This is a genomic window from Candidatus Saccharimonadales bacterium, from assembly GCA_035697325.1.
Lineage (GTDB): Bacteria > Patescibacteriota > Saccharimonadia > Saccharimonadales > Saccharimonadaceae > JALRBM01.
This window is the reverse complement of record DASSDB010000002.1, coordinates 102,046-115,100: the sequence shown is the minus strand read 5'-3', so window position 1 is coordinate 115,100 and position 13,055 is coordinate 102,046. Positions and strand designations below refer to the sequence as shown.

Genomic DNA, 13,055 nt, shown 5'->3' with positions numbered 1-13,055 from the left:
CTACAATTGAAACAATGAGCGAAGAATTAATTGGCGCATTTGATATTCGTGGCAAAGGAGATGCCGATTTAACTGTGGATGTCGCGTGGAATGTCGGTAAAGCGCTTGCCGATTGGCTGCCTATGGGCGGAGCCGTAGCAGTGGTGTATGTGCCGACGCATCATCATATTGCCAACGCTATCATCGAAGGTCTACGGTTGCAGGGAAGGGACGTCATCGATGGCGGTCATGGCGACAAAGATGCTGTGGGGTCTCGTATTTCTACGAGTAAGCTTGCCGGGGGTGTCGTAGTGGGATTTGATGACCTTGAGAAGACGGCAACCATCGAGCTTTATGGCGAAGATGGTAAACTACTTGGTAGCGATACGGGTCTTCGTGAGATCCACGAGCTTGTGCAAGCGGGAAACTTCGTCCCAGCAGCCGTAAAGGGTGAACTCCTTCAATCTGCCTAAGTATTTTTTCTAAATTAGCACTCGTGACTTGCAAGTGCTAATTTTTTTATCTACAATGGAAAACACAAATAAAACAAACGGAGGAATTCTATGAGTACACCTATCAAGCCTCTGGCGGACCGAGTTGTTGCGGTACGAGAAGCTGTAAAAACTCAGACCGCGAGCGGTATCTATTTGCCAGACAATGCAAAAGAAAAGCCTGTTTTAGCTGAAGTTGTCGCTACTGGTCCTGAAGTAAAAGGGATCAAAAAGGGCGATAAAATCATCTATAAAGAGTATTCAACGACCGAACTTACTATTGATGGTACTGAATACCTCATTATTAAAGAAGAAGACATTTTAGCGACCGTTTAGTGAGGAGTACGCAAATGGCAAAAAAAGTATTTTATGATGACGACGCACGCGAGCGTGTGCTAACAGGGGCGAAAGCCCTCTACGACGCAGTAAAGGTAACCTATGGACCAAAGGGCCGTAACGTGGTTATTGCCAAGGGTTTCGGCGGTCCGACAGTAACGCATGATGGTGTGACGGTTGCTGAAAGCATTGAACTACCAGATGACGATGACGCACTTCTTGGCCAGAAAGAAGGCGCCGAGCTCATTAAGCAAGCTGCCAAAAATCTTAATAAAGCAGCCGGAGACGGCACGACGACAGTAACTGTGCTTACTTACAATGTTCTGAAGGAGGCTCACCGTCTTATTGCGGCCGGCCATAATCCTCAGGAACTCCGTAAAGGTATTGAAGAAGCGGGCGCCGAAGTCATAAACCAACTTGACAAGCTTGCTGAAAGCATTGAAGGCAAGAAAGATCGTGTTGCCGAAGTAGCCACAATTAGCGCCGGTGATCAAAGCATCGGGAAGCTTATTGCCAATGTTATAGAGAAGGTTGGTAAGGAAGGTGTCGTTACGGTAGAGGCCGGGCAGGGCTTGGAGATGGAATCAGAAGTAGTAGAAGGTTTCTCGCTTGACCGTGGATTTGTCAGTACCTTCTTTGTAACTGATGTGAATCGTCAAGAGGCTGTATACGAAAAGCCGGCCATCGTTATTACCGATAAGAAGATATCCAGTGTCCAAGAGTTCCTTCCAATGCTTGAAAAACTGGCCCAAGCCGGCAAAAAAGACGTTGTTTTGATTGCCGATGAGGTTGAGGGAGAGGCGCTCAGCATCCTTGTCCTTAATAAATTAAAGGGCGTCTTTAATACCGTCGCCATTAAGGCACCTGCGTTCGGTGACCGTCGCAAAGAAATCCTTGAAGACATCGCCATCCTTACTGGTGCGACTGTCATTAGTGACGATCAGGGTATGACGTTCGAAAATGTGGATCTGGATGTGCTTGGAACAGCACGCAAGGTTATCGTGACAAAAGACGAGTCGACCATTATTGAAGGTGCCGGTAAGCAAAGCGATGTAAAAGCACGTATTACTCAAATTCATACTCAAGCCGACAACGCTTCGAGCGAATACGATAAAGAGCAGCTTGAAAAGCGCGCAGCGGCCCTCAGTGGCAAAGTTGCCGTTATTAAGGTGGGCGGCGCGACCGAGACTGAAATTGATGAAAAGAAGTTTCGCGTTGATGATGCAGTGGCGGCAACCAAGGCGGCGCTTGCCGAAGGTATCGTTGCCGGAGGTGGCGTAACGCTAGTCAATCTCTCTACTGGTATTACCGCTGACGGAGCAGACAGTGTGACCGCAGGTCGTCAGATCTTAAAGAACGCTTTGAAGCAGCCGTTCCTTCAGATTACTGCGAATGCCGGTCTCAATAGTGAAGCGCTTCTGGCTCAAGTTGAAGCTGGCAAGCCAGGTTTTGGTGTTAATGTAATGAAACCTACAGCAGGCTTGGTCGACGTAAAGAAAGCCGGTGTTATCGATCCTGTAAAAGTTACCAAAGAAGCCGTACAGAACGCCGTTTCTATCGCATCAACAGCTGCGACCATGGGGGCACTCGTGGTTGAAATTCCTGAAAAGGAAGCTGCTGCTCCAGGCGGTGGCATGCCTGGTATGGGGATGATGTAACAAGTTGTAAAATGTAGAAAAATACTTCGGGATATTGCCGAAGTATTTTTATATGCTGCATAAAAGCATACATTTACAGATGTTCACCTAGATGTTATAATATTAACTGGTTCAGATCCCTAGAGGAAGGAGAGGACCATGACCGAAGGTAGCAACTCCTACTCGGTGAAACAGGCCGCACTCTGCGACCTGATCAAGCTCGCATTGCACCGTAAAGGAGGTGTTCTATCGGATTCCACAGGTCGCATAGCTTCGCGGCTACGTGAGCTCTGTGGGCTGCCGGACACCAAAGCGATCGGTGCCTGCGTCAGCAACACCCTCCTCCTGATGGAGAAGGACGGCAGCATCAACCGCGACATGAACGAACAGCGCACCAGAACCTACTCGATTTCGCTTTCTCGAGATTTGACTCCTGATGAGGTGGCGACTCTCCTGAGCGTCGAAGAGGTTCGTAAGCTGTTGTTCACTGTCTCGTCGGTGGTGAAGGACGACAAGTCGGAAATGGAGTCACTGATCGAGACCTGCCAGCTGGCGTATCTGGAACTTCAGACGTATGCGGCCAAGCCGACGGTTCGTCGTATGGGCAACATGGTCGCTCTCAACGTCAAGGGCATTCTCAAAGCTACGGGGATGCTTGGGGTGGAGCAGAAGCAGGTTCGCTACTACTTGAAGCGACTGGGCCTCATTCGCTCCCACATGAAAGTGGATGAGGATAATCACCTCTGGTGGTGGACGGTCGAAACGCGTGAGCTGGATGTCGATGCGCTGAAGCGCGTGATCGAGGAGCACCCCTGCGACGATGCCGGTGAGTACCGGTCGACTCAAGCCGGTCCGGTGGAGACAAGGAAGGTTGACTCGAAACCGGCATCGCTGACCGAGGGAAGCGCCAAGGCACCGGTGCCGACACCAGTTCCGTCGCGCCAGGAGACCACCAACAATCCGACAAGTGCGGCAGCGCCGGACACGCCTGCGAATGATCGTATCGCGTCTTTGGTGGCGATCGTCGAGGAACTCGCCGGCGACAAGGAAAAGCTGAAGCGGCAGATCCACGAGAACGAAGCCGCCCATCAGAGCGAGGTTAACCGGTTGCAGGGGCAGATTAGTCAGCTTAGGGAGCAACTCGCTCAGCGAAGCACCGCCGACTCCAAGGCTGACGCGCTCATCGCCAAATTTGGCCCGGGTCGCGTGACCTCGTAGTAGGCGAAAGCTCGTGCAACTAGGCTAGCAGCAATACCAAGGGGGCAACACCCTAAATCCTCGGATCGTCCGGGGTGGCCATATGATTTTCATGTGGCCTTTTTGCTACGCCATTTTATCTTCAGGAAGCTTAAGCGGCTGATTGTTGTGGGCCTGCCAGGTAGTCAATTTCTTTAATGATATCAAGCAGGGCTTGGGCGCGGCGTGCCTCGTCGGTTATGGCTCGAGCGGCTTCGTGGGCGGGACCAATAAGAGATTGGTCATCCGTAGAGCGAATCAGAAGAAGATATGTGTCAAACTTTTCTTCAGGAGCAACATTAAGCTTGTCGACCAGCGGTCGGAGCTCGCTTAAAGCATCTTGTTTGATTGAGTCCAGCCCTGTCGCGGCAGGGAGGGGGCTTACGGCAGGCGCAGAGGACACTGCGGCTGGTTCTGGAGCCACAGCTGGGGCGGGCGTCTCCGCTACTTCTTGATCAGCTTCCTGAGGTTCGGTCGCCGGCACGGGATCAGGGGCAGGCGTTGTCGCTGCCTCATCGGCTTGTTGTGTTACACCGGCAAGTACTTTGGCCAGCTCTTGGTCATCACTGATTGGTTGCTGATTTGTTGGTTGAATATCCATGCCCACCTCTGGTTATTACTTATGCTTCTTTTGTAAATACTGTATCATAGAAAGAGTGAAGCCTGCAAGGCTATCTATAACATAGGAGAAGTTTGATGTTAGATGATGACAATGTCCTAAAACAACGCGATCCTTCCGGTGCACTTGCGGTGGCAGCCAGCCAATATACCCAAGCGCAATTTATCGCGGAAATTACTAACGAAGAGCACGACGGTCGCGAGATCAAACAGGTAGTCGTAGCAGGTATGGGTGGGTCGGCATTGGCCGCGGTACTTGCGAAAGCGTGGCTAAAAAGCGATTTGAAAGTACCGTTCGAGGTAGTGCGAACGTATGATTTGCCCGGATATGTTGACGAAAATACACTCGTTATTGCGAGCAGCTACTCTGGTAACACCGAAGAAACGATAAGCGGCCTTGAAGAAGCTAAAAAAGCTGGCGCCCAGCTTGCCATAATCGCCTCGGGAGGCAGGCTGAAGGAAGCGGCGCTTGAGGGCGGTATAACCTCAATTATTTTACCGGCAAACATTCAACCTCGTATGGCAGCCATCTACAACTTAAGGGCACTGGTTAAAATACTTGTTCACTTTGGTGTTGTCGACCAGACCCGGTTTGACGAAATCGCCGAAACAGCCGATTGGCTACACGAACAAACCCGCCAGTGGGAGTCGGATGTGACGGTAGCTAAAAACTATGCCAAGCAACTTGCTTTGCTTGCGGTAGGAAAAACCCCTGTGATTTACGCTGGTAGCCTGATGTTTCCCTCGGCGTACAAGTGGAAGATCAGTTGGAACGAAAACGCTAAAAATGTAGCATTTTGTAACGAACTGCCAGAATTTAATCACAATGAGTTCATTGGCTGGTCATCGCATCCAGTAGAAAAACCATTCGTGGTATTTGATCTCGTAAGCCATTTAGAGAATCCGCGGATTTTAAAGCGGTTCGAAGTTACCGATAGACTTCTCTCCGGGCTGCGTCCCAAGGCGCACACAATTAAGTTGGAAGGTGATACGGCCATAAAACAACATCTCTGGGCAAGTATTTTAGCTGATTTCACCAGTATTTACGTTGCCATTCTTAATGGGGTCGATCCGACGCCTGTTGATCTCGTAGAAAAACTAAAGAGTGAATTAGCTAAAGCCAAGTAGCTTGTTAAAACAAAGAGGCCCGGGTTCCTGAGCCTCTTTCGCTTATCGATAGTGCCGCAGCGATTCGATAGGGTCTTTCTGGGCGGCTCGTATTGCAGGATAAATGCCAAAAATCGTACCGACACCAACCGAGAGAAGAAAGGCGCAAAGCGCAATCTGCCACGTAAAGGCTGGGCTGAAGGTAAAGAAGGTGCTAATAGCAAAGGCAAACACATATCCTGCTCCGTACCCGATGATGCCGCCGAGCAAGCTGATGATCAGCGCTTCTATAAGAAACTGCCAGATAATATTGCCATTGCTGGCGCCAACCGCTTTACGCAACCCGATCTCACGTGTTCGCTCTGCTACTCCTACTAACATGATGTTCATAATGCCAATGCCGCCTACTAAAAGTGAAATTGCTGCGATGATAGTCATAATGCTCGTAAGAGCGACAAAGAAGCGGTTGGATGGTTCAGCAATTTGCGTGTTGGAGAGTACGGAAAAATCTTTTTCACCACCATGATTTTTTTGAAGTCGCTCCTCAACGGTTTTTAACGATGCCGCCAGCTTGCTAGGCTCACTTGCGCGAAGATCGATTTGCTGGATTTCGGCGACACCTTGATGAAAGCTCTTTCCGCTTTCAAGGCTAATAATGGCCGTCCGGTCAAAGTCGACATTATTAAAGTTAATAGGATTGTTTATCCGCTTCAATATCCCAATCACCGTAAACGTCTGCCCGCGGATCTTGAACGTTTGTCCAATAGACTGGTCAGTACCGAATAAATCAACCGAAAGCTGACTACCGATAACAACAGTGTCACGATTCGTAACGCTATCGATAAACTGGCCATCACGAATAGGTAAGCCGGCAATATCCTTTAGATCGGGGGTGGTGGCGACCACCGTCCCATTTGAGACGGTCGTATCTCCGGCTTTCATTGTACCGTTTACTACCATGATAGGAGCGGCCGCATCAATTCCATCAACCTTTCCTATGTCATCTAGGTCCTTTTCGGTAAGGGTACTGGCTGTATAAGATCTATCAATTGTAGGATTGCTGAGAATATCCGTTGTTTTTTCCGGGCTTCCAGGGCGGATAACGCCGATGTTGCCGCCAAGTCCATCTATCTGACGATTAACCATTTGACTCACGCCACCACTGAGCGAAAGAATAGTCGTGATGCTTGCTACACCGATTGCCACGCCAAGTGTTGTCAAAAAAGTGCGAGTGCGAGTGGTTTTTAGTGAATGGATCGCACCTTGTATATGATCAACGATAAGGAGTTTGCTCATGCTTTCTTCGCTTTCGTCTTTGGCTTTGCCTTTGCCTTGGCTTTGGTCTTGCGTTTTTTCGCTGGCTTCTTCTCAGCTTTTTCTTTTACGATTCGCTTGGCTCCTAAGGGAACCTTCTCGGCTGAAGTTTCAGTCTGGATCGGGATCTTCGTATCGCTGTCGATTTTCCCGTCCAGCATGTGGATAACGCGGCTGGCATAGGTTGTGAGTGCGGGATTGTGCGTGACCATAATAATAGTATTGCCACGCTTGTGGATGTCTGAGAGCTCTTCCATAATAATATGGCTCGATTTGCTATCAAGATTACCTGTCGGTTCATCCGCAAGGATGATCGAAGGGTTACTCACAAGCGCCCTTGCAATTGCAACGCGTTGCATCTGTCCGCCAGATAGCTGCCAAGGCATGTAATATTCACGCTCCGAGAGGTGAAAGTTCTTCAAGATATCGCTTGCTTGCTGGAGCCGTTTGGTCCGAAGCATACCGCGATACGTAAGCGGCAGCGCGACATTTTCGATAACAGAGAGACGATTAATAAGGTTGAAATTCTGAAACACGATACCAATTTGCTGACTTCGGATCCGGGCGCGCCTGGCGCTCCCAATTTTTTCCATAGAGCCACCATCAAGCAGGTAATCTCCTTCGGTGCCACGGTCTAGAAGGCCGAGAATATTGAGTAGCGTTGTCTTACCGCATCCGCTTGGCCCCATGATAGTGATAAACTCACCACGCTCAATTGTAAGGTCGACACCGTCTAGCGCCCGATGCTCAGCATCACCCAGGCCATATGTTTTCGTAAGGCCGCGGAGTTCAATAACTGGTGAAGAAACGTCGGTGTGTGACATACTATCCCATTATAGGAGCGTCTTCTCTTGAAAAGCAACCGTCCAGGTAGCGTAAATTATACAACTCAGGGCGGCTCTTTGACAAAATGCTTATGTGTATGATAAGTGTATTCAGTATACATTTGATGAAAGCTAAAGGGGGAATTTGATGGCAGAAAAGCATTCTTATACGCTTGGTGAAGGGGTTGATTACACTTTTTCAGCACGACTGGAAATACCAGAGGGGCAAGAGCTTAATCGGGGTAAAGTGCTTGACCGGCTTGTTCGACATGCGTTAAAGACTGCCGATCCACACCTGCCCATAATCGGTGGAGTTGTAGGTGAGGGGAGGTTCGGACCGCGAAAAGAAGTGGTATTTGGTCTCGATCCAAGTAAATCATGGGGCACGCCTGAAGCGGACGACTACGGGGAGCTCGTTGATCGTATTGGCCGGACCGAACTATGGGTACCCCGGTCCGAAGATGTCCCGGCAGCGCGAGTCCCGCTTGGTCGTCGTCGTGAATATGATGAATCTAACGAAGAATTCACCATGGAAGAGGTGGAGGCATTATTCAGGCAATCAGGGCGCCAAGCACTTCGCTTAACCGCAGCCGACCTCTTTTCTATCCGCTATCTCCCAAATTCAAAACATCCAGTTATGTATCATGAACCAGGAACGTTTGTTGATATCTCTGCTGCCGAACTTAACGATGGAGCCCTTGAGGATGTCCTGGCCATTGCCGAGCAAATGGATCAAGATCGGCTTGCTCCCTCTATTACGAACGTACGAACGCAAGTATATAACAGGGGCGTGAACAATGAATAAACCTCGTTCCATCTCTTTGGAACAGACAAGAGAGATTCTGGCCGGTCCGCGCGAAATTCCTGAGGCTATAACTCGCGAAATCAGCCATCGTCTTAGTGAAGGCGAGCCGCTTGTTGATCCGGAGACATTCAATGCTTTTATTAAAGAGCATATGGCTCAGCCCCGCGAAGCCGATATACAGCGAGCCGCCGAAAGAACGGGTAACCAAATGATCAAGCTGGGCTCAACCTCGCTTCTTATGGCATGGATGCTCGCTGGTGACATAAAAATACCTCGCCCCCGCCGCCTTGGCGAGCATAATCAATCTGTGACAAATGTTTATAATCATACGCTCGATCAAGACCTGGCCGAACCGCGCGATCGAATACTTCGTGTGTTCACTACTATATTTCAAGATGGTGGCAAATCGTATGGGGTGGCTCTCGACGGTAATAGTCGCAATCAAAAAAAGTACAATTTACAAGTTGTACGCAATATCCTACCTCATACCGAAGTACTAACAGATGATGAAAAACAAGTTATTGAGCAACTTTCTTTAAGAGATATGGTTGGTACGGCTATCCGTAAATATCACGACAAAAACCTGCCATTCGAAGAGGCAATGTACGATGCCGAGCGTGAGCTTGCGATGCTTCGCAATGAGCTTCCTGAACAGTATAAAGATAGAGCCGAGCACTATGTTGATGCCGTGTTCCGCGCTGATGCTGGCGCGCACACGCAGCACCCTGCCGCGCAGTACGTCGATATGGCGACGGGGCGCATCACCCCTGATGTTACGGATGCCGACAGGCAAGTGACAAATGCTAAAGGTCTTCCAATGACGCTCGATCGCCTTTTTTCAGAAGCCCCCGAAGATAAAGGACAACTTCGTTTTCATCGCCCTAAAGACCTCGAAGTGGTTCGCCGATTGCTTCCAAATGTTTATCGGGGTAGCGAGCAATGAGTGAGCGTATTGATGTGGTAGCATGGGATGTCGATAATACGGCGTACGACCATCTTACAAAGACGATTCCCTCAAAAGAGGCTCTAAATGCCCTCGAAGTTCCGTCTATTCCGGCGACAGCTCGCAACTTACCCCTTATGCGTAAAATTGCTCAGCATGGTGTCCGTCTCGTTGATCTTGGCTCCCTCGATAGTGGTGCAACTGCCGTTGACCTTGCGACCGAGGAAGTAGTCTGGAAAAACTGGCTCGAGCGCGATACAGTAACAGAAATCATGCGTAAAGCCGGCAGAAAATGCATCGAAATTTCGACTTCAACTCTGGAGGCGCGCATCAAGACAGATCCGGCCAGTATCGATACACGTTTTAATTATCCGGAGGAGTCGCCCTCTGTCTTTGGTGTGTACCCTCTAGAAGAAGGGCCATGGCTCGAGGAGTTGTTTGAAAGTATGAACGAAGTACAGGCTCGTTTTATGCGCTATGAAAATAGTGAGACTTTGGGGTGTTTTCAAATAACGGTGAATGGAATTAATAAAGGAACGGGAATTGCGAAAGTGTTTGAATTGGCCGGTTTAAGCGATGGCAAGGCCGTTGGTATAGGAGATGATATCTCCGGTGATGGCCCTCTCTTTGATGCCATCCACGCTATGAGACAGCGCGGCATAACCGTCGCCATGGGAAATGCCGATCCGCTCCTTAAGGCCAAAGCGGATCTTGTCGTTCCTTCCGTATCAGATACGCCGGATGGCCTCACCTATGCACTACGTCATTTTAATCTGGTAGAATAGGGTTATAAAACCTGTGGAGAGGTGCAAGAGTGGTTGAATTGGCACGCCTGGAACGCGTGTGTGCCAGCAATGGTACCCAGGGTTCGAATCCCTGTCTCTCCGCCAAGAAAAGAGTCCTAGACTAGGGCTCTTTTCTTTTGATTAACTATATAGGGCAAAGTTTTGTTTTTTCGCGTTATTTTTTCTACAATAAACATAAACGGAAAAGAGGGTATATGGCAAAATCAAAAAAACGCGTTCCTTTCTATAAACGTCATAAGAAGCTGCTGTGGATAACGGGTAGCATACTTGCGGTCATTATTATTGTAATGACACTTTTCAAGGTAACACCATGGCCAGGTGCATTGCTTATCCGAACCGTGTTCGATTTAGACAGCGCCAAGTCTAAGCAGGCTCTCGAAAAGCACACTCCCCAACAACCCGTAACACGGCTTGCCAATGAAAAATACGATTCTACCGGAATGCTTCTCGATGTTTACTTTCCATCAAATATAGGCAATACGGACAAACAGCTACCGGTGGTCATATGGACCCATGGTGGTGCCTGGATTTCTGGCGGCAAAGACGATTGGGCTACCTACTTTAAAATCTTGGCTGCCAAGGGCTTTACTGTTATCGCGCCTAACTACACCCTTGCACCCGAAAAAACCTATCCCACTCCGCTAAAACAGCTAAATGAGGCATACGATTTTCTTGACAAAAATCAAGGCCGTTTTCATGCAGATATGAACAAGGTATTTCTCGCTGGTGATTCAGCCGGCGCCCAGATCTCTAGTCAAATGGCAGCCATCGTGACCAATCCGTTTTATGCAGCCGAGGTAGGAATCGAACCGACACTAAAACCATCGCAGCTCAAAGGAGTGATTCTTTTCTGTGGTATATACAAAATGTTCGGCCTTACGCAACCAGCGCCGGAACTTCCCAAAATAATAGGATGGGGCGATGATACGGCCCTCTGGGCATACTCTGGCACAAAGGACTATTCAGATCCAATCATTCGCCAGATGTCTCCGTATTATCACGTGACGTCTCAATTTCCGCCCACCTTTATAAGCGGAGGTAACAACGATCCACTCACCAACGACCAATCCAAACCGTTTGCAAAAGAACTGAGTGATAAGCATGTACCGGTAACTACTTCGTTCTTTGCCGACGATCATCAACCGAAGCTTCCGCACGAGTACCAATTCAATCTTGATACAGAGGACGGCGAAGAGGCGATGAGCAAAGTGGTTGATTTTATTAAAGCTCGCACACAGTAGCAGAGTATTGATCACAACCGTAATTCGGTATATTATCTCTTTGGTTTGTCGGCCGACTATCAACTCTACAAGGGAGTATCTCTATGCAACCCACGCATGATGAGGCTGCCAGGACAGGCGATGCCCTGCTCGGTAGCGAGCTGGGTGGCGGTGCCTCATTCGACGGGTGTGGCGGGGCGATCTTTGCCCCGGAAACACCGGGTGAGGTCTTCGAGGACGGCTGCCGAGGATACGACGGTGGAGGTGACTTGCTCTGACGCCATTTGGGTCCGTCGTTCGTGATTTTTGTCAGCGAACGACGGACCCAAACTACCAACAACCAACTGTATATTGACATAAGCGGTATTTTGTGATTATATTATTATAAATGCCCATCAGCGAAAAAATAAACATATCCAATCGAGAAGCCTACCAATTTTACGACACGGAAAGCCCCTTTGCTTCGGGCACTTTGCGTCATTCGCTTTTAGCAGGATCTGAGGGCATAGGTAATTTTGCCGTTATTCCTCGTGACACAGTCATGGTAGAGGTGAACAGTAATTCAATTACTCAAGAATCTTTTGCCGGACTCTCGCATTTGGCTCGAGAAGCTCAAGAAGAAAAGGGAGAAAGTAAGTCCAATATACGCGAGCGAGGTTACGGAAAGCTTGGTATGGGTAGTCTCATGTCATCTATCGATATGGATATGCGACAAACGATTAATAAGGATGAGCTTTCACCAAACCTTACATTACTGTACGACGGCAGCCACTTGGATGTAGACGGCGAGACGCAAATTCCGTCAGCAATCTTGGTCCATGAAGAACTTTCTGACTTGCAAATCAAAGAACTGCGCGAAAAGCTTCCGGCTGGTGTGCCGCTTATCGACGGTAAAACTAATCGTCTTCTTGATGAAGTGGGACAAGCGGAACGTGAACAAGGGCGGCAAGATATCAGCTATCGCCGCAATCTTGGTGGGTTCGCCATAAAAGATCTCGGCTCTTATGATCGAATTCGTACGCAGAAGATATTAGACGAACCCATCGGTACCTTTAATTGGTCCAGTTATTTTGATGCGACCATACATGAGGCAGATGAATATACAAAGCGTACTCCTCGTACTGAGAGTTCTACCTACGACTTCTACGAACCGAAAACTGAATCCTACGAGGAAGTAAAACAGACTGCCACTCCTCAAAGTGACGAAGTCCGCACCTACCGCGAGAAAGTGACACGGGATGAGGCTGAAAAGGACGCATATAAAGAGTATGAGCAGCGAAACGTAACAAAGGCCGCTGAGGAAATTCGAGCGGTTGCCAAGAACCTTTACGAAACTTCTGACATAGAGTCGCTTAACAGTGCTCAGCTAGGTAAAGTAGAGCGCAAGGTGCAATCAAAACTCCACCCCGATCGTGGATTTGAGGCAGGGGGCGACTCGGGGGCATTTAAAGAAATGGGCGTCCAAATGAGAGAACTAAAGAAGGACGCAGCAGCCCGAGAGCCGTCACAACCTGAATAAATACGCTACATATAGTGTTGTAAATAACAAACATAACGCTATAAGGTGTTATTTTTTTCGTGGTAATAAAAACACTGCCCAACTACTTGAAAACCATACATGTAGGGTCTATAGTCATATTCAGACACTACATATGTAGTAGTTCAATAAAAACACACATTTGGCAAGGAGGGTATCTGTTACCAGCTACGGCGGTATTTTTCTTGCACCCATTTTTGAG

Annotated in this window: 14 protein-coding genes and 1 tRNA gene; 12 read left to right on the top strand and 3 right to left on the bottom strand. The window is 48.7% G+C overall.

Going from position 1 to position 13,055, the window contains the following annotated elements:
• Positions 1–14 precede the first annotated feature (14 nt).
• From VFH06_00990 to VFH06_00975, 4 genes are all read left to right on the top strand, one after another.
• Positions 15–452 carry a hypothetical protein gene (locus tag VFH06_00990; protein ID HET6746665.1) on the top strand — a complete coding sequence of 146 codons (438 nt, stop codon included), beginning with the start codon at positions 15–17 and terminating at the stop codon, positions 450–452.
• A 90-nt stretch (positions 453–542) separates the two neighbouring features.
• A complete protein-coding gene (locus VFH06_00985; protein HET6746664.1) occupies positions 543–806 on the top strand; it encodes a co-chaperone GroES in 264 nt (87 codons plus the stop codon).
• Between the two features lie 14 nt (positions 807–820).
• Positions 821–2,464 (top strand): chaperonin GroEL, encoded by a 1,644-nt coding sequence (gene groL / locus VFH06_00980; protein ID HET6746663.1) that lies wholly within the window; start codon positions 821–823, stop codon positions 2,462–2,464.
• Between the two features lie 138 nt (positions 2,465–2,602).
• Positions 2,603–3,661: a hypothetical protein gene (locus VFH06_00975; GenBank protein HET6746662.1), complete on the top strand. Its 1,059-nt coding sequence runs from the start codon at positions 2,603–2,605 to the stop codon at positions 3,659–3,661.
• Positions 3,662–3,791: 130 nt separating this feature from the next.
• On the opposite strand, the gene VFH06_00970 is transcribed toward VFH06_00975, so the two are convergent.
• A complete protein-coding gene (locus VFH06_00970; protein HET6746661.1) occupies positions 3,792–4,280 on the bottom strand; it encodes a hypothetical protein in 489 nt (162 codons plus the stop codon).
• 95 nt (positions 4,281–4,375) lie between these two features.
• Between VFH06_00970 and VFH06_00965 the strand changes: the two genes are divergently transcribed.
• Entirely contained in the window at positions 4,376–5,425 is a 1,050-nt protein-coding gene (locus VFH06_00965) for a bifunctional phosphoglucose/phosphomannose isomerase (GenBank protein ID HET6746660.1), read from the top strand.
• 42 nt (positions 5,426–5,467) lie between these two features.
• Here the strand turns inward: VFH06_00965 and VFH06_00960 are convergent, their stop codons facing one another.
• Both VFH06_00960 and VFH06_00955 read right to left on the bottom strand, forming a co-directional pair.
• Positions 5,468–6,700, bottom strand: a complete 1,233-nt coding sequence (locus tag VFH06_00960) for an ABC transporter permease (protein HET6746659.1) — start codon at positions 6,698–6,700, stop codon at positions 5,468–5,470.
• A complete protein-coding gene (locus tag VFH06_00955) occupies positions 6,697–7,542 on the bottom strand; it encodes an ABC transporter ATP-binding protein (GenBank protein HET6746658.1) in 846 nt (281 codons plus the stop codon). Before VFH06_00955 ends, VFH06_00960 begins: the two co-directional genes overlap by 4 nt.
• Positions 7,543–7,690: 148 nt before the next feature.
• On the opposite strand from VFH06_00955, the gene VFH06_00950 reads away from it, so the two are divergent.
• The 7 genes from VFH06_00950 to VFH06_00920 all read left to right on the top strand — a co-directional run bounded on the left by VFH06_00950 (position 7,691) and on the right by VFH06_00920 (position 12,835).
• Positions 7,691–8,347, top strand: coding sequence for a hypothetical protein (locus VFH06_00950; GenBank protein ID HET6746657.1), 657 nt, complete (start codon positions 7,691–7,693; stop codon positions 8,345–8,347).
• Positions 8,340–9,290 carry a hypothetical protein gene (locus tag VFH06_00945; protein HET6746656.1) on the top strand — a complete coding sequence of 317 codons (951 nt, stop codon included), beginning with the start codon at positions 8,340–8,342 and terminating at the stop codon, positions 9,288–9,290. The genes VFH06_00950 and VFH06_00945 overlap by 8 nt, the downstream gene beginning before the upstream one ends.
• Complete coding sequence (locus tag VFH06_00940; GenBank protein ID HET6746655.1) at positions 9,287–10,075, top strand: HAD family hydrolase; 789 nt, start codon at positions 9,287–9,289, stop codon at positions 10,073–10,075. The genes VFH06_00945 and VFH06_00940 overlap by 4 nt, the downstream gene beginning before the upstream one ends.
• Positions 10,076–10,090: 15 nt before the next feature.
• Positions 10,091–10,180, top strand: a tRNA-Ser gene (locus tag VFH06_00935).
• 110 nt (positions 10,181–10,290) lie between these two features.
• Positions 10,291–11,337, top strand: coding sequence for an alpha/beta hydrolase (locus tag VFH06_00930; protein ID HET6746654.1), 1,047 nt, complete (start codon positions 10,291–10,293; stop codon positions 11,335–11,337).
• A gap of 83 nt (positions 11,338–11,420) precedes the next feature.
• Positions 11,421–11,594 carry a hypothetical protein gene (locus VFH06_00925; GenBank protein HET6746653.1) on the top strand — a complete coding sequence of 58 codons (174 nt, stop codon included), beginning with the start codon at positions 11,421–11,423 and terminating at the stop codon, positions 11,592–11,594.
• A 110-nt stretch (positions 11,595–11,704) separates the two neighbouring features.
• Positions 11,705–12,835: a hypothetical protein gene (locus tag VFH06_00920; protein HET6746652.1), complete on the top strand. Its 1,131-nt coding sequence runs from the start codon at positions 11,705–11,707 to the stop codon at positions 12,833–12,835.
• Positions 12,836–13,055: the final 220 nt, after the last annotated feature.